Source organism: Nonomuraea salmonea (assembly GCF_042428605.1).
GTDB classification, from domain to species: Bacteria; Actinomycetota; Actinomycetes; order Streptosporangiales; family Streptosporangiaceae; genus Nonomuraea; species Nonomuraea salmonea.
On the sequence record NZ_JBHMCF010000061.1, the window covers coordinates 132,729 to 149,161 of the forward strand.

Consider the following 16,433-nt stretch of genomic DNA (forward strand, 5'->3'; position numbering starts at 1 on the left):
CGATCGTTCCTCAGTCGGCGGGCGTCAGGAAGTCCTGCAGCTCGCGGTGCCTGAACTGGTACGTCGCGCCGCTGACCCGCAGCAGCCGCGCCTCGCACGCCCAGTCGAGGAAGCTCCACAACCGCAGCGGCAGCAGCCCCCGCGTGGCCGCGACGATGAGGCCGATCATCGTACGGGTCCACGCCACGGCGCCGAAGCTCAATCCGAAGGAGGCACCCCCGACGACCGCGCACAGCAGCGACACGACCAGATCCTGGCTCATCACGAACACCAGGAACGCCGCGATCCCGCCGGTCAGCCCGAAGGCCAGCCCGATGGTCGGGTTGCGGTGCAGGGCCTCGCGCGGGTGGGCCAGCTCGGCGTCCATGCTCCACCCACCAGTAGTGATCTTGAAGACGACCCCGAGCGCGAACGCCAGCACGAACGCCCCGCCCAGCCCCGCGACCAATTCCACCGGCCCGGCGCGCGCCAGCCGCAGCGGCGCCAGCCCGGTGAGCGCCCCGCACAGCCCGAAACCCATCAGCGTGATCGGCTCGGCGCGGATCGCCTCGGCGACCGTCATGCGCCCGGCGCCGACCCAGCCCGCGGCGGTCAGCCCGATGACCGTCCCGAGCGCCAGTCCGCCGGTGCCGCCCGCGACGACGGCGAACAGCGGCCCGAACACCGTCCCGCCGGTGAGCAGCAGCCCGGCCAGCCCGCCCAGCACGCCGACGGGCAGCCCGGCCAGCGCACCGAGCAGCGCACCGATCAGCCGCCGCCGTCGCGGTACGTTGGCCCGCCCGCCCGCGGCGGCCGGCCACGCCGACAGCGACAGGCCGGTCACGATCGCCACCCAGGACGTCATGAGCGCCAAGGTGAGCGCCTGCTCGGGGCCCCCGCCCACGCCCCCGCCAACGTCACCGCCAACGTCTCCGGCCGCCGAGCCGGTCCAGAACGCGACCATGGCGACGACCGCGAGCGTCACCGCGCACACGCCGTGCAGCGCCCGCACCAGGAACCGGCCGCCGATCGGCCACAGCAGGTGGGGGACGAGGTCGATCGCCGTCAGCCCCGGCGGCGGCCGGTCGGCGCCCGCGCTGTGCCCGGCCTGCCGGCGCAGGTGCGCCGCCATGTGCTCCAGCCACGCCCGCACCTGCTCCGGCTGGTACGCGGTCCCGTACGCGGCCCTGGGCGTCAGCCGGGTCGCGGCCGGCACATACGCCTCCAGCAGCCGCCGGGCGATCACCTCGGCCCCGGCGCGCGAGTCGGCGTGCGGGTCGACCCGCAGCAGCTCGTACGGGTCCGCGCCGGACTCCACGGCCGTCGCGGTCAGCAGCAGCCGCCACGGCGTCGCGAGCGCGAGGTGCACGGCCCGGCCGTCAGGCCCCGACAGCGCCGCCTGGATGCCGTCGCGATGGTCGGCACACGGGTGGCCGTCGGGCCAGCGCGCCTTCAGGTAGACGGCGATCTGCTCCACGCTCAGGTCGTGCAGCCGGATCACGGTCGCGTTGTCCAGCCACACGCCGGCCGCGCGCAGCTCGGCGTGCCGGTCGGCACGGCAGGTGACGACGACCGCCCCCGCCCGGCGCCCGGACAGGTCGCTGTAGCGGTTGAGCTCGGCCAGCAGGCCCATCGCGCGGCGGGGCGGGCCGGCGGGCGGGCCGGGGTCCAGCTCGTCCAGCCCGTCCACCACGGGCAGGACCCGGCGGTCGCGTACGAGCCGGTGCGCGTCGCCGGCCGCGAGCCCGAAGTCCTGCACGAGCTGCTCGGCCAGCCAGCTCTCGAAGGGCCTGCCCGGGGTCCAGCGGGCGGCGTTCAGGCGGACCGGAACCGTACGCGGGGGGCGGCCGGTGGCCAGCGGCGACTCCAGGAGCTGCAGTACCAGCTCGATCGCCAGGACCGTCTTCCCGGCGCCCGACTCGCCGACGACCAGCAGCCGCTGGGGGTGCAGGGCGGTGAAGAACCGGCCGATGGTGTGCAGGTCGTCCAGGCTCGGGCCGAAGGAGACGGGTGCGATGTCGTAACCGCCCAGCAGCCCCTTGCGTGCCCTGTCCTCCTCGCGCAGCACCCGGCGTACGAGCAGGTCGACCGCCGGGTCGCGGTCGGAGCCCGCGTAGGGGGCCACCGGCGAAGGGGCCTCCGGCGTAAGGGCTTCTGGGGAAGGAGCATCTGAGCAAGAGGCCGGTGGGGGAGTGGCCGGTGGGGGAATGGCGGGGCCGGCGAGGGCGGCCCTGGCCGCGCGCCAGCGTTCCAGCTCCCCGCCGATCAGCTCCTCGGGATGCTCGCAGGACCGCAGGCAGGCCGTGACGAACGCCCGTACGAACTCCCAGCGCGGCAGCCGATCGGTCTGCCGCAGCACGTGCGAGGTCGTGCTCTTCGGCAGCGCGTCCACCAGGGCGCCGTCCGCCGCCGCGACCTGCCCGCCCAGCGCCCGCAGCCGGCTCAGCGACGGCTCGCCCGCCCACTGCCTGAGCCGTACCAGCGCCGCGACGAACTCCGCCGCGTCACCCGCCTGCGCCGGATCGGGCGGAAGGGGACGATCCTCGCTCACTGCTCTCCCGTCCTGACCAGCGCCCACGTGAACGTCGCCCGCCCCCGCCACCGGCCGGGGACGCACACCCCCTCCACAGTCTGGACGTGCCGCGCCTCCATGAGGAAGTTGCGCGCCTCGTCGGCCTCCACCAGGTCACGCCCCACCGCGATGGGCACGAACCCGTGCCGGGGGATGTAGACCCAGCGCCCGCGGTCCCAGTCGTAGGGGTCGAACCAGCGGTGCCGTACGGTGCCGGACACCCGCACCTCCCGCCCCTCCCTGGTCAGCACGAACGAGCCCTGCGAGCGCAGCAGGCTCATGCGGCTGACGTAGAACAGCTCGGTGCCGATGAAGGCGTTGATACGGGCGTCCCAGTAGTCGTGCAGCCAGGCCGACCCGTGCTCCTCCAGCGTGCCGGCCCGGCGCAGGAGCTGGCGTTCGAAGCGGCGCTGGTTCTTGCGCTCGGCCTTCTTGATCACCTTGAACGAGCGCAGCCAGCGCAGCGACATCGTCCGCGACTCGCCGACGCCGTCCATGAAGTGTTCGAGGAAGTCGGAGGCGATCGGATGGAAGTCGCGGCCCCCGTCGATGATCGACCGGAACAGGCCCACCAGCTCGGGCACCGGCCTGCCCGTCCGCCGTCTCAGCCCTCGCAGGAACATGCCGGCCCTTCCCCTGATGTGATGGGTGCGATCGAGCGTCACGTACACGTCGGGCGGAACTCCTCCTCGGGCACGAGCGTCGCCCACTCGCCACGGGTGAGCCAGCGGCCGGCGTTGGCGCAGGCCGCGGCCACGAGGTCGGCGGGCGTGCGGGCGTCCCACAGCCGCGCGGTCCCGTCGCCGGAGACCGAGGCCACCTTCGTGCCGTCGGGGGAGTAGGCGAGCGCGGCCACGCCGCGCGTGTGGCCGGTCATCGGCTGGCCGAGCGGCCGGTACACGCGCAGGTCCCACAGCAGCACGTCGCCGCTCTGCAGCCCGGTGGCCAGCACCTGGCCGTCGGGGCTGAACGCGACCGTGGTGGGCGCGGCGTCCTTCGGCACCAGGGCGACGCCCTTGGTGCGGCGGCGCGGCACGTCCCACAGCCGCACGGCGTTGTCGTCCGCCGTGTACGCCAGGACCGTGCCGTCGGGGCTGAAGTCCAGGTCGTTGACCAGCCCGCCGGCGACCGCGGGCGGCGTGCCCTCGATCTGGCGGCGGGTGGCGACGTCGAAGAGCCGTACCCGGGCGTCGAAGCCCGCGCTGGCCAGCGTCCTGCCGTCGGGGCTGATGGCCATGCCGGTGATGACGTCGGTGTGGTCGTCCACGCGGATGCGGGGCCCGAACTCGCGGCGGGTCGCGACATCCCAGAACGCGATCTCCTGCTCGTGCTGCACGGCCACGAACCTGCCGTCGGGGCTGAACGCGGCCACGCCCTTGAACACGGGGTCATGGGCGAGCACCCGGCGGCTCGCGAGGTCCCAGATCCGCAGGCCGTCCATGGCGGACGTCAGCAGCGTGCGCCCGTCGGGCGTGAACATCATGCTGATCACCGGGCCGCGGGCGCCGGGCGCGCGCAGCGGCGGGCCGATGGGACGCTGGGTGGCGACGTCCCGCAACAGCACGTCGGGGTCGCGGGCGCCGGGGCCCGCGGTCGCCAGCGTCCGTCCGTCGCGGCTCAGCGCGACCGCGTGCTGCGCCCGCACCGGCGTGCCGACCTGCAGGTGGACCTGCGGCTCCGCGAGGCGGACGACGCCGTCGGCGCTCGCGGCGGCCAGCAGCCTGCCGTCGGCGCTGAACGCCACCCGCCCCACGCCCGCGTAGTTGGCCTGCAGCGCGGTGACCTGCTGCCGGCTGGCCGTGTCCCACAGCACGGTACGGCCGGAGGTCCCGCCGGTGGCGATCCTGGTGCCGTCGGGGCTGAAGGCCACCGAGGAGAAGCCGCCTTCGCGGTCCTTGAGCGCGCCCGTGCGCCGGCCCGACGCCGTGTCCCACAGGAACGCGCCGTCGCCGCCGGCGGTCGCGAGCGTCCTGGCGTCGGGGCTGAGCGCGATGTCGTAGAGGGGACCCTCGTCCTGCTCGGCGAACGGGGCGCCGAGCGGGCGGGCGGTGACGGGGTCCCAGAGCCGTACGGTCAGGCCCCGGGCGACGGCCATGGCGCTGCCGTCCCGGGTGAACACCACCCGCTGCACGATGCTCGCCAGCTCGGGCCCGTGGTCGGGGCGTCCCATGGCGGGGCCGCTCGGGCGGTGGGTGACGGGGTCCCACCGCCGGACGACGCCGCGGAAGTCGCCCGTCACGAACGTCCCGCCGTCGGGACTGTAGGCCAGCGCCGACACGACCGCCTCATGCTTCAGATCGGGGCCCAGCACGCGGCGGGTGGCCACGTCGTAGAAGCGGACGGTGCTGATGCACCCGGTGGCGAGGGTCCTGCCGTCGGGGCTGAGCGCCACCTGGACGCCGGAGCACTCGAACTCGGCGCGGGTGATCGGGGCGCCGAGCTGTTTGCGGGTGGCGACGTCCCAGATGCGGGCGGTGCCGTCGTCGCCGCCGGTCACCGCGATCCTGCCGTCGGCGCTGAGCGCGAGTGACCTGATGCCGCGCGCGTGCCCGGTGAGCTGGCCCCTGCCGGTGCCGGTCGCGGCGGTCAGCAGGCGGTTGCGCGCCTCGTCGGTCGGAGCGATCTTCCAGGCCGCGACGGCCAGCATCGAGGCCAGGGCGACGTCGCCGGTGACCTCGCTCTGCGCGGCGAGCTGGCGGGAGAGCGCCACTCTGCGCTGGCGTCCCGCCTCGTCCGCGGCGCCGGCGGCGAGGGCGGCGGCGATGAGGGCGAGCACCGACAGCGTCGCGAGGCTCGCTACGGCGAGCCTGCGGCGGCGGCTCGTGCGCCGCTCCTCCTTCTCGGATGCCGCGACGAAGCCGTCCACGACGGGCCCGGGAGGCGGGAAGCTGTCGGGGTCGCGCTCCCAGCGGGGCCTGCTGTCCTGCACGGCGAGCAGCCGCGCCCCCCGATAGAGGAACGCGGGGTCACGATGGTGGTCGGCCCACTGGGCGGCGGCCTCCACCAGCCGGTCGTAGACCCCCTGCGCGGCCAGGTCGGGCTCCAGCCACTGCCGCAGCGTGGGCCAGGCCGTCAGCAACGCGTCGTGGGAGATCTCGGCGCCGTCCTCGTGCAGGGTGAGCAGCCGCCGGTCGGCGAACGCCGACAGCAGCGCCCCCACCTGCTCGCGCCGCTGCGGGGTGTGCGCCGAGGCGGCGGCGTGGATCTCGGCCAGCCGCGCCCCGCGCCGCGCCACCCGGCCGCCGGCCGTGATGAGGGTCAGCCGGCGGAAGATCCGCAGCGCGGCCTTGCGGTCCTCCGGTGACAGCCGCCCGAGCACCTCGTCGGCCGTGCGGCGCACCGAGTCGCGGACCCGGCCCGTCTCCTCGTAGCCGCGCAGGGTCAGCGTTCCGTCCGTACGGCGTTCCCAGGTGTTGCGCAGCGCCTGCGAGAGCAGGGGCAGCGCGCCGGCCGGCGGACGGTCGCCCGAGCCCGTCCGCAGCTCGGCGAGCATGGTCTCCACTAGACCAGGCTCGATCCGCAGCCCCGCCGCGGCGGCCGGGCCGGTGATGGCGAGGCGCAGGTCGGCCTCCGTCATCGGCTCGACGATGACCTGCCCGTCCTGGATGGCCTCGGCGAAGCGCGGGTAGGCGGCGCAGCGGTCCCAGTGGTCCGCGCGGACCCCGACGATCACGCCCGCGCCGTGCGGGCCGCCGGTGAGGGCGTGCAGCGTGGCCACGTACGCCTGGCGCTCGTGCTCGTCGCCCACCAGCGTGAACAGCTCCTCGAACTGGTCGGCCACCAGGAGCGGCCGCCCGTCCACCTCGTCGAGCAGCCGCCACGGCTCGGCGCGCAGCCGCGCGGCCACCGTCTCGGCGTCGCCGCCGAACTCCTTGGCCCAGACCTCGGCCAGCGTGCGGAACGGCGTCGCGGTCGGCGTGGTGAGCAGGCACCGCCACTTTCGCGGCCCGGCGGCCGGGAGCTCGCCCTTGTCCACCGCGGGGAGCAGGCCCGCGCGTAACAGGGACGACTTGCCGACGCCCGAGGCGCCCGAGACGAGCAGGACGGAGCCGCGTCCTGTCAGCCGCCGGCCGAGCCGGTCGAGAAGATCGCGGGTCGCCCGCGTACGGCCGAAGAACAGCTCGGACATTCCCGCTTCGAACGGAGCGAGACCCTGGTAGGGGCAGATGTCGTTGGGATGACCGCCCCACTCGCCCATGGCGGTCATTCTGACAAAGGGGGCCACCGGCATCAAACGGGTTGCGTCCGATTTCGTCCAATGTCGTCCCATCCGTGGTCTGAACGGCTCGAACGCGGTTCTGATGGACGTGCTGCCACTTGATCGAGGGGCCCGGCCCGGCGCCGGAGCCCTCCATGGGGGATCGCGGGAGACGTCTTGTACTCGGCACGATGCACTCTGCCCGGCGCCGCAGGGGAGACCGGCGACGGGCACGCGGCGGGCGCGCTGCTACGGGGATGGCGCAAGCGCGCGCTGCTGACCCAGGAACAACTCGCCGAGAAGGCGGGACTCAACGTCAGGACCGTGCGGCGGCTGGAGAGCGGGGGGCTCCAGCCGCGCAGCAGGTCCGTGCTGCTGATCGCGCAGGCGCTCGGGCTGTGCGGCGAGGAGCGCGAGCAGCTGGCCGCCGCCGCCCGTGGCGCGCCCGCCGCTCCGGCCGACGAGCCGGCCGTCAGCCCGATCGTCCCCCGCCAGCTGCCCGCCGGCCTCGCGGCGCTGGCCGGCCGCGAGCACGAGCTGACGATCGTCGAGAACGCGCACCGCGCGGAACCGGCGCCGGTCGTCGCCATCGACGGTATGGCGGGAACGGGCAAGACGGCGCTCGCGGTGCACGTCGCCCACCGGCTCGCGCCCGGCTTCCCCGACGGGCAGCTCTACGTGGACCTGCGCGGCCACACGCCCGGCACCGCCCCGGTCGAGCCCGCCGAGGCCCTGGCCAGGATGGCGCGCGCACTCGGCGTGCCCCGTGCGGACGTCCCCGACCAGCTCGACGATCGCGCGGCGCTCTACCGCAGCGTGCTGGCGCGGCGCCGGGTGCTGGTCGTGCTGGACGACGCCGCCGACGAGGACCAGATCCAGCCGCTGCTGCCCGCGGGCCCCGGCTGCCGGGTCATCGTCACCAGCCGGCGGCGGCTGGGCGGGCTGGGGGACGTCCGCGCGCTGTCGCTGGACGTCCTGCCCCCTGCGGCGGCGGTCGCCCTGTTCGCCGAGGTCGCCGGGCGGGAGCGGGTGGCGGGGGCACCGCGCGGCGAGCTGCATGAGGTGGTGGCCCGGTGCGGGGCGCTGCCGCTGGCCGTCCGCATCGCCGCCGAGCGGCTGCGGGCGCGCCCGACGTGGCGGGTGCGGGACCTGCTCGACCGGCTCGCCGGTGACCGGCTGGCCGCACTGAAGGCGGGACGGCACGACGTCGCCGCCGCCCTCGACCGGTCCTACGACCGGCTGCCGGCCGACCTGCGGCGCGCGTACCGGCTGCTGGGGGCGCGCACCGGCGCCGGCGCGAACGTGGACCCGCGCACCGCCGCCACCCTGCTGGGGACGAGCGCGCCGCACGCCGAACGGCTGCTGGAGCGGCTGCTGGACGCGCACCTGCTCCGCGAGGCCGCGCCAGGGCGGTACCTGTTCCACGACCTCGTCCGTGACCACGCCTGCCGGGCGAGCCGCGTGGCGTGACCGTCAGCGGGGGCGGGGTTCGCGGCCGGGCGGCTGGCGTACCTGCCGATCCGGCTCCTCGCGCGGCGGGTTGGGCCGGGTGACCTGCTCCTCGCCCAGCTCGACCCGCTCGCCGCAGTGCAGCACCGTGATCGGCGGGCCGTCCAGCAGCCGGTACGTCGTCGCCTCCCGCGTGGCGCTGACGCACACCAGGCTGCCCCGGTACCGCAGCCGGAAGCCCAGCCGGGTGATGCCCGCGGGCAGGCACGGCGCGAAGCGCAGCCGCCCACCGCCCGCGCGCATCCCGCCGAACCCCGACACCAGCGCGATCCACGCCCCCGCCAGCGAGGCCATGTGCACGCCGTCCATCGTGTTCTTCTCCAGGTCGGCGAGGTCCATCAGCGCCGCCTCGCCGAGGTAGCGGTAGGCCAGGTCGAGGTACCCGACCTCGGCGGCCATGACCGCCTGCGTACAGGCCGACAGGGACGAGTCGCGCACGGTCAGCGCCTCGTAGTAGGCGAAGTTCGCGGCCTTCTGCTCGGCCGTGAAGGCGTCGGGGCGCAGGTGCATGGCGAGCACGACGTCCGCCTGCTTGACCACCTGCCGCCGGTAGAGGTCGAAGTACGGGAAGTGCAGCAGCAGCGGGTAACGGTCGCCGGTGGCGTCGAAGTCCCAGAGCGCGTGCTGGGTGAAGCCCTCGCTCTGCTGATGCACGCCGAGCCGCTCGTCGAAGGGGACGGTCATCGCCTCCGCCCCCGCGCGCCAGGTGCGGATCTCCTCCTCGGTGACGCCGAGCCGCCCCGCAGGGCCGGGATGGCGTTCCGCCGCGTCGGCCGCCGCACGCAGGTTCTGCTGGGCCAGCAGGTTCGTGTACACGTTGTTGTCCACGACCGCGGTGTACTCGTCGGGCCCGGTCACGCCGTCGATGCGATAGCGCCCCGACGCGTCGTGGTGGCCCAGCGAGCACCACAGCCGGGCCGTCTCGACCAGCAGCGGCAGGCCGGTCTCGCGGTCGAAGACGGCGTCGTCGAGGGCGTCCACGTACTGGGTGACGGCGTGCGCGATGTCGGCGTTGACGTGGAAGGCCGCGGTGCCCGCCGGCCAGTAGCCGGAGCACTCCTCGCCGTGGATCGTCCGCCAGGGGAAGGCGGCGCCGCCCAGCCCGAGCTGCGTGGCCCGCTCCCTGGCCAGGGGCAGCGTGGAGCGCCGCCACGACAGGGCGTCCGCGACGGCCGGGGGATAGGTGTAGGTGAGCACCGGCAGCACGAAGATCTCGGTGTCCCAGAACGTGTGCCCGTCGTACCCGGTGCCGGTCAGGCCCTTGGCCGGGATCGGCCGCGACTCCAGTCGCGCGGCCGACTGCAGCAGGTGGAACATCCCGAAACGGACGGCCTGCTGCACCTCGTCGTCGCCCTCCACCTCGACGTCGGCGCCGTCCCAGAAGGCGTCGAGGAAGCGCCGCTGGCCGGCGCGGAGGCCGTCCCAGCCGGTCAGGCGGGCCGCCGCCAGCGCCGCCGCCACCTGGTCGTGCAGCGCGGCCCGCGAGCGCCGGCGCGACCAGCCGTAGGAGAAGAGCTTGACCACCCGCAGCGTCTGGCCGGGCGACAGGTGGGTGGCGACGGTCAGGCGGCTGACGTCGTCGCCGCCGCGCCCCTCGGTCAGCGTCTCGTCGGGGCCCTCGATCTCGTGCCACATGCCGGCCGCCAGCCGCAGCCCGCTCTCCCTGGTGCGGTGCACCATGATGCCCAGGCCGTCGTCGCCGGTGACGTTCTCCTCCTCGATGAGGGGGGAGCGCAGCGGCGCGGCGGCCCGCGGGTCGCCGGAGGCGGCCGTGCGGGTCTCGTTGGCGATCAGCTCCGACTGGACGACGACGCGGATCGGGCGGTCCACGGCCTGGACCTCATAGTTGATCGCGGCGATCGCGCGATGGGTGAACGACACCAGCCGGGTCGAGGTGATGCGTACCGGGGCGCCGGTCGGGGAGCTCCAGTGCGCGGTGCGGGTGAGCGTGCCGGCCCGCAGGTCCAGCACCCGCTCGTGCTGGTGCAGGGTGCCGTAGCGCAGGTCGAACGGCTCGTCCCCGACCAGCAGCCTGATCACCTTGCCGTTGGTGACGTTGACCACCGTCTGGCCCGACTCCGGGTAGCCGTAACCCGCCTCCGCGTACGGCAGCGGGCGCAGCTCGTAGCAGCCGTTGAGGTACGTGCCCGGCTCGGCGTGCGGCTCGCCCTCGTCCAGGTTGCCGCGCAGCCCGATGTGCCCGTTGGACAGCGCGAACAGCGACTCGGTCTGCGCCAGCACGCCGAGGTCGAGGCGGTGCTCGCGCAGGGCCCACGGCTCGATCGTGAACGCCGGATGCCGGATCATCACGCGTCCTCCAGCAGCTCGGCCAGGTCGGTGACCACGATGTCCGCGCCGTTGTCGCGCAGCTCGTCCGCCTGTCCCACGCGATCGACGCCCACGACGAAGCCGAACCTGCCGGCCCGGCCCGCCGCCACCCCCGCCAGCGCGTCCTCGAACACCGCCGCCTGCCCCGGCTCCAGCTTCAGCGCCTCGGCCGCCGCCAGGTACATGTCGGGGGCCGGCTTGCCCGCCAGCCGCCGCTCCCGCGCCACCACGCCGTCGACCCTGGCCTCGAACCGCCCGGCGATGCCCGCCGCCTCCAGCACCTGCGCGGTGTTCGCGCTGGACGACACCACCGCCGTACGCAGCCCCGCCCGCCGCACCTCGTCCACGTAGCGGACCGAGCCGGGGAACACCTGTACGCCGTCCCGCTCGATGACGGCCTGGACGAGCTGGTTCTTGCGGTTGCTCAGCCCCTGCACGGTCATCGCGTCAGGCGGGTCGTCGGGCGTCCCCTCCGGCAGCTCGATGCCGCGCGATCGCAGGAAGCTGCGCGCGCCGTCCGCGCGCTTCTTGCCGTCCACGTAGCGGTCGTAGTCGGCGGCGGCGTCGAACGGCACGAACGGCGCCCCCGTCCGGCCGGCCCACTTGTGCAGGAACTCGTCGAACATCGACTTCCAGGCGTCGGCATGGACGGTGGCGGTGCGCGTCAGCACACCGTCCATGTCGAACAGGCATCCGCGAACGCCCTCAGGCAACCCCAGCATGCATCCTCCACCTGCGCCCCTACCCGCCCGACCTGCGAATATCCGGGACCACGCCGGCCTCGTAGGCCGCGATGACCAGATGCACCCGCGTGCGCGCGCCGAGCTTCAGCAGCAGGCTGCTGACGTGCGTCTTGACCGTGCTCATCGAGAGGTGGAGGGTGCGGGCGATCTCCGCGTTCGACAGGCCGCGCGCCACCAGGACGAGCACCTCACGCTCGCGCTCGGTGATGTCGAGCCGGCGGGCCGGCGGGCGTACGTGCCGCTCGATCAGCCGCCGGGTGGCGCTGGGCGCGAGCAGGGCGTCGCCGGACGCGATGATCTGCACGCTCCTGGTCAGCTCCGCCGGCGGGGTGTCCTTGAGCAGGAAGCCCGCGGCGCCGGCCTGGAGTGCTCCGTAGACGTACTCGTCGAGGTCGAAGGTGGTCACGATGAGCACGCGGGCCCGCGGGTGCGCGGCGCAGATGCGGCGGGTCGCCTCGATGCCGTCCATCTCGGGCATCCGTACGTCCATCAGCACCAGGTCGGGCGGCTCGCTCGCGGCGACGGCCACGGCCTGCGTGCCCGTCGCGGCCTCCGCGTACACCGTGAACCCCGGCACGCCGTCGATCAGCCGGCGGAAGCTCGTCCTGATGAGCGGCTGGTCGTCGGCCACCAGCACCTTGATCACAGCGGTAACCTCGCCCTCACCTGGAATCCGCGCACGGGGCGGACGCCCGCCTCGAACTCGCCGCCGAAGGCGCGCACGCGCTCGCGCAGCCCCGTCAGCCCGTGGCCGTGGGGCCGCTCACGCGCGTTCCCGCCGTCGTCGGCGACCTCCACGACCAGTTCCTCGTCGCGCCGCTCGATCAGCACCGTCGCCCGCCCGGCCATGGCGTGCCTGAGCACGTTGGTGAGCGCCTCCTGCACGATCCGGTAGACCGTGAGCTCCATCTCGCCCTGGACCTCGCCGTTCACGCGCAGCTCGACGTCCAGGCCCGCGGCCCTGGTCTTCGCGACGAGGTCGTCGAGGTCGGCGAGCCCAGGAGCGGGTGTCAGGTCCGCCGGGCCGTCGTCGCGCAGCACGCCGAGCAGGCGCCTGGTCTCGCGCAGCGCCGACCTGCTGGTCTCCTCGATCGAGCCCAGCGTGCGGCGCATCTCCTCGGGGTCGCCGACGTGCCGCTCGACGCCGGCCTGTACGGCGATGGTGCTCAGGCCGTGGCCGATGACGTCGTGCAGCTCGCGGGCGATGCGCAGCCGTTCGCGCGCCGCCTCCGTACGGGCCCGCTCCTCGGCCTGGGCGGCCAGCTGCTCGGTGTAGAGCCGGCGCTGCCGTACGGCGGTGCCGGTGGACCAGGCCGCGACCACGATGGCCGGCACCAGCCCGACGTGGTCGAGGCTCTGACTCCCCAGAGGGAGCTCCACCACCCCATGGAGCGTGACCGCCACCGCCACCAGCAGCTCCGGCACCGCCCTGCGCCGGGTGGCGAGCGTGTAGAGCACGAGCGGCAGCCCGAACGGATCCGCGTGCGGGATGAGGAACTCCTGCATCCCCAGCCCGCCGGCCAGCACCACGGCGAACACCGCCCGCGGCCACCGTCGCCGGACCGCGAGCGGCAGGCTGGTGGCCAGCGCCACCGCGAAGTCGAGCAGGCCGGGCGGCACGGGATTACGCCAGTGGATGAGCCCGAGGAAGCCGGCCGCCAGCAGCAGGGCCGCCACGGTGTCAACGGACACCCAGACGAGGTCCGGTATCCGGCTCAGCAGGGGCAGCCGGGGCTGATCACGCACATCATCGACCCTAACCAGCGGGCCTGGAAGCGCGTATCGGTCTCAGGACCGATACGCGGGCCGGGTCTCCCGGGGGATCGTGGTCGGCATGATCGAAGTCATCGGGTTGACCAAGCGCTTCGGAGGGAGCGCCGCAGTCGACGATCTCTCCTTCACCGTGACGCCCGGGAAGATCACCGGGTTCCTGGGGCCGAACGGCGCGGGCAAGACCACGACCCTGCGTGTCATCCTCGGGCTCGACCGGCCCACCTCCGGCCTGGCCACCGTGCACGGCGTGCCGTACGCGCGCCTGAAAAGACCCCTCACCCACGTCGGCGCGGTGCTCGACGCCACCGCCGTGCAGGGCGGGCGGCGCGCCGAGGAGCACCTGCGGTGGCTGGCGAGGACCAACGGGATCTCCCCCGCGCGCATCGGCGGGCTCATGGAGCTGGTCGGGCTCGCCGGCGCCGGGCGCAAGCGGGTGGGCGGCTTCTCCCTCGGGATGAAGCAGCGGCTGGCGCTGGCCGCCGCGCTGCTCGGCGACCCCGAGGTGCTGCTGCTCGACGAGCCGCTCAACGGGCTCGACCCCGAGGGCATCAGGTGGCTGCGCGGGCTGCTGAAGTCGCTGGCGGCCGAGGGACGGACCGTGCTGGTCTCCAGCCACCTCATGCACGAGATGGCGGTCACCGCCGATCACCTCGTCGTCATCGCGGGCGGGCGGCTGCTGGCCGACATGGAGATCGGCCGGTTCGTCCGGCCCGGGATGTCGCTGGAGGAGACGTTCATGCGGGTCATCGAGGGGAGCACGGCGTGAACGCGGTCGCCGCCGAATGGATCAAGCTGCGCTCGTTGCGTTCCACCTGGTGGTCGCTCGGGGCGGGGGTGCTGACGGCGCTCGCGCTCACCGTGCTCGGCGCCTACGCGGTGATCTCACGCTGGGACCCTGGCCAGGCGGGCGAGCAGGCCGCGATGGGGATCGTCGTGGCCGTCTACGTCGGAGTCGTGCTGGCCCAGCTGCCCCTCGGCATGCTCGGCGCCATGTCGATCACCGGCGAGCACGCCTCCGGCATGATCGACACGACGTTCGTCGCCACGCCGTCGCGCTCGCGGGTGCTGCTCGCCAAGGCGTGCGTGCTCGGCGGGCTCGCCGTCGCCGCCTCGCTGCTCATCGCGATCCCCGGCTACCTGTACGGGCAGGCGGTGGCCGCCGAGTTCCACCCGACGTCGCCACCGGCCGGAGCCTGGGCGGTGGTCGCCGGCGGTACGCTGATGATCGTCATGACCACGCTGCTCGGGCTGGCGCTCGGCGCGCTCTTCCGCAACGGCGCCGTGGCGATCTCCGTGCTGGTGGTGCTCCTCGGGCTGGTCCCCTTCGCCGGTCAGGTGCTGCCGGGCGGTGACGTGGCCAATCGCGTCCTGCCGGGCTATCCCGCGCTCCAGCTCATCGAGCAGGTGCCCGACATCATGCCGGACCCGGCCGCCTTCGCCCTGCTGGCCGCCTGGACCATCATCCCGCTGCTGCTCGCGATCCGCGCCAATGTCGGTGGGCGTCTGTACCGTCCCCGATCATGACCTGGTCCACCTTCTTCCCGGAGAAGTTCCCGCCGCACCCGCCCGCCGCCGAGACGGGGAGGAGCACCTGCCCGACCTCCTGCTGGTCGGGCACTGGGACGAGGGGTGGGTGCTGCTCAACCCGCGCGTCAGGACCGCGAGGGGGAGCGGGAGGCGTGGTTCCACGTCCCCTGGCTGCCCGGCGCGAACCGCTACCGGACGTTCCTGGAGCTCATGGAGGACGAGCATCGCAGGGCCGGGGCGGCGTGGCCTGATCGGCTTGCCATATCGCTTTTCGATGCTATCGTTTTTCGATAGCATCGAAAAACGATATGGAATGGAGTTCAGCTGATGGCTGCACTGCATGGCACCCTCGGTCGAGCGGCCCGGCGACCCGCGGTCTTCGCGGTTCTCGTCGCGGTGACCGGGGTCATCACGGGGATGGTGCTCTACTCCAGGGCCGGCCTCTTCGGCCTGACCTACCCGCACGTGGTGGCCCAGTCGCCCGCCCGTTACGGCATCGGCCTGGACGAGCCGGCCTTCGCCGCGGAGGCTCTGCCCGGTGTCAAGGCGATGGCGGGCGATCTCCACTTCATGGACGGCACGCCCGACGCCGGCCAGTACATCCTGCAGGCCCTGACCACCCTCCCCGGCTTCGTCGTGACGGCCGTCGCGTTCTTCCTGCTCTGGCGGCTGCTGTGGCGGGCGCGCGAAGGCGCCTACCTGCCGCAGGTCGCGCGCCAGGTGCGAGTTCTGGGCTGGTGGCTGCTCGCCGGTGGCCTGCTGGCCCCGCAGATCGAGCACGTCGCGATGATGGCGCTGCTGGACACGATGGCCGCGAACGAGTCCCACTATCTCCCCCGGGAGATCCCCGTGATCGTGCCGCTCGTCGGGGTCGGGCTGCTGGCGCTGGCGAGCGTCCTGCGCACGGGCGTGCGCATGCGGGACGACCTGGAAGGCACCGTCTGATGCCGGCCGAGACGGAAGCGCACGACACCCACGCCATCACGGTCCACCTCGACCGGCTCCTGGAAGAGCGCGGCATGACGCTCACCGAGCTCGCCGACCGGGTGGGGGTGACCGTGGCCAACCTGTCCATCCTGAAGAACGGCCGGGCCAAGGCCATCAGGTTCACCACCCTGACCAGGCTCTGCGAGGTCCTCGACTGCCAGCCGGGCGACCTGCTGAGCCACCGCCGGGCGGAGTGACCGCCGCACCACGTGGAAGGCCCTTTTCCGGACGGTGCCCGTTGCGCGAGGATGCCGGGGTGACGTCCATCAAGGCGCGGCCCAGGATGATCCTGCTGTGCGGGCTGCCCGGGTCAGGGAAGACGACGCTGGCCAGACGGCTGGCGCGGGAGGTGCCCGCCGTACGCCTGTCTCCGGACGAGTGGCTGGAGGACCTCGGCATCGACCTGTTCGACGAGCCCACCCGCGCCCGCCTCGAGCGGCGCTTCGCCGGGCACGCCCAGGAGCTGTTGCGGCTCGGCCAGAGCGTGGTCATGGAGTTCGGCTTCTGGACACGGGGCGAGCGGGACGCGATGCGGGCGGTCGGGCGTGCCGCCGGCGCGCCCGTCGAGCTGCGCTACCTGTCGGCGCCGTTCGACGAGCTGTGCCGCCGCGTCGAGGCCCGCAACGGCCAGCCGGGGGTGGCCGTGATCAGCCGGGCGCGCATGGAGAGGTACGTGACGCTCTTCGAGGCCCCTGACGACGCCGAGCTCGCGCTCTACGCCCCGCCGCTCGCGGGCTCACCTGCTCGCGAGGGCCTCGCCGGCGCTGATGATGCCGCTCAGCGCTGAGCGTACGTCGTTGGGCTCGGCGATCTTGGT

The 16,433-nt window shown here is 73.9% G+C and carries 13 protein-coding genes; 6 read left to right on the top strand and 7 right to left on the bottom strand.

From position 1 onward, the window contains the following. Nucleotides 1-10 precede the first annotated feature (10 nt). From ACFFR3_RS48035 to ACFFR3_RS48045, 3 genes are read right to left on the bottom strand one after another with little or no spacing between them, the layout of a single operon-like run. Entirely contained in the window at nt 11-2,530 is a 2,520-nt protein-coding gene (locus ACFFR3_RS48035) for an NACHT domain-containing protein (protein WP_379485363.1), read from the bottom strand. Further along, entirely contained in the window at nt 2,527-3,222 is a 696-nt protein-coding gene (locus ACFFR3_RS48040) for a hypothetical protein (protein WP_364374926.1), read from the bottom strand. The genes ACFFR3_RS48035 and ACFFR3_RS48040 overlap by 4 nt, the downstream gene beginning before the upstream one ends. Continuing rightward, on the bottom strand, nt 3,213-6,749 hold the full coding sequence (locus tag ACFFR3_RS48045; protein WP_364374929.1) for an nSTAND1 domain-containing NTPase: 3,537 nt from the start codon (nt 6,747-6,749) through the stop codon (nt 3,213-3,215). The genes ACFFR3_RS48040 and ACFFR3_RS48045 overlap by 10 nt, the downstream gene beginning before the upstream one ends. A 177-nt stretch (nt 6,750-6,926) precedes the next feature. On the opposite strand from ACFFR3_RS48045, the gene ACFFR3_RS48050 reads away from it, so the two are divergent. After that, nucleotides 6,927-8,219, top strand: coding sequence for an ATP-binding protein (locus tag ACFFR3_RS48050; RefSeq protein WP_379485364.1), 1,293 nt, complete (start codon nt 6,927-6,929; stop codon nt 8,217-8,219). Nucleotides 8,220-8,222: 3 nt separating this feature from the next. On the opposite strand, the gene ACFFR3_RS48055 is transcribed toward ACFFR3_RS48050, so the two are convergent. The 4 genes from ACFFR3_RS48055 to ACFFR3_RS48070 are packed head-to-tail and all read right to left on the bottom strand — an operon-like array spanning nt 8,223 to nt 13,075. After that, the gene (locus tag ACFFR3_RS48055; protein ID WP_379485365.1) at nt 8,223-10,565 is read right to left on the bottom strand and encodes a glycoside hydrolase family 65 protein; all 2,343 of its coding nucleotides are present in this window, start codon (nt 10,563-10,565) and stop codon (nt 8,223-8,225) included. After that, nucleotides 10,565-11,308, bottom strand: coding sequence for an HAD family hydrolase (locus ACFFR3_RS48060; RefSeq protein WP_379485366.1), 744 nt, complete (start codon nt 11,306-11,308; stop codon nt 10,565-10,567). The genes ACFFR3_RS48055 and ACFFR3_RS48060 overlap by 1 nt, the downstream gene beginning before the upstream one ends. A gap of 19 nt (nt 11,309-11,327) precedes the next feature. Further along, a complete protein-coding gene (locus tag ACFFR3_RS48065; RefSeq protein ID WP_345406237.1) occupies nt 11,328-11,975 on the bottom strand; it encodes a response regulator in 648 nt (215 codons plus the stop codon). Then, nucleotides 11,972-13,075, bottom strand: coding sequence for a sensor histidine kinase (locus ACFFR3_RS48070; RefSeq protein ID WP_379485367.1), 1,104 nt, complete (start codon nt 13,073-13,075; stop codon nt 11,972-11,974). Before ACFFR3_RS48070 ends, ACFFR3_RS48065 begins: the two co-directional genes overlap by 4 nt. A gap of 88 nt (nt 13,076-13,163) precedes the next feature. Between ACFFR3_RS48070 and ACFFR3_RS48075 the strand changes: the two genes are divergently transcribed. The 5 genes from ACFFR3_RS48075 (at nt 13,164) to ACFFR3_RS48095 (ending at nt 16,403) form a co-directional block, all read left to right on the top strand. Continuing rightward, the gene (locus tag ACFFR3_RS48075; RefSeq protein ID WP_379485368.1) at nt 13,164-13,868 is read left to right on the top strand and encodes an ABC transporter ATP-binding protein; all 705 of its coding nucleotides are present in this window, start codon (nt 13,164-13,166) and stop codon (nt 13,866-13,868) included. Beyond that, nucleotides 13,865-14,626, top strand: coding sequence for an ABC transporter permease (locus ACFFR3_RS48080; protein ID WP_345406243.1), 762 nt, complete (start codon nt 13,865-13,867; stop codon nt 14,624-14,626). The genes ACFFR3_RS48075 and ACFFR3_RS48080 overlap by 4 nt, the downstream gene beginning before the upstream one ends. A 330-nt stretch (nt 14,627-14,956) precedes the next feature. Then, nucleotides 14,957-15,574 carry a DUF2975 domain-containing protein gene (locus tag ACFFR3_RS48085; RefSeq protein ID WP_345406249.1) on the top strand — a complete coding sequence of 206 codons (618 nt, stop codon included), beginning with the start codon at nt 14,957-14,959 and terminating at the stop codon, nt 15,572-15,574. Further along, nucleotides 15,574-15,813, top strand: coding sequence for a helix-turn-helix domain-containing protein (locus ACFFR3_RS48090; protein ID WP_345406252.1), 240 nt, complete (start codon nt 15,574-15,576; stop codon nt 15,811-15,813). Before ACFFR3_RS48085 ends, ACFFR3_RS48090 begins: the two co-directional genes overlap by 1 nt. Before the next feature lie 59 nt (nt 15,814-15,872). Further along, nucleotides 15,873-16,403: a P-loop nucleotide/nucleoside kinase family protein gene (locus tag ACFFR3_RS48095; protein ID WP_345406255.1), complete on the top strand. Its 531-nt coding sequence runs from the start codon at nt 15,873-15,875 to the stop codon at nt 16,401-16,403. Nucleotides 16,404-16,433: the final 30 nt, after the last annotated feature.

Excerpts from the sequence above, each read along its gene's own strand:
- ACFFR3_RS48045 (WP_364374929.1), bottom strand. The coding sequence starts at position 6,749 with ATGGGCGAGTGGGGCGGTCATCCCAACGACATCTGCCCCTACCAGGGT.
- ACFFR3_RS48055 (WP_379485365.1), bottom strand. The coding sequence starts at position 10,565 with ATGATCCGGCATCCGGCGTTCACGATCGAGCCGTGGGCCCTGCGCGAG.
- ACFFR3_RS48060 (WP_379485366.1), bottom strand. The coding sequence starts at position 11,308 with ATGCTGGGGTTGCCTGAGGGCGTTCGCGGATGCCTGTTCGACATGGAC.
- ACFFR3_RS48075 (WP_379485368.1), top strand. The coding sequence starts at position 13,164 with ATGATCGAAGTCATCGGGTTGACCAAGCGCTTCGGAGGGAGCGCCGCA.
- ACFFR3_RS48085 (WP_345406249.1), top strand. The coding sequence starts at position 14,957 with ATGGCTGCACTGCATGGCACCCTCGGTCGAGCGGCCCGGCGACCCGCG.
- ACFFR3_RS48090 (WP_345406252.1), top strand. The coding sequence starts at position 15,574 with ATGCCGGCCGAGACGGAAGCGCACGACACCCACGCCATCACGGTCCAC.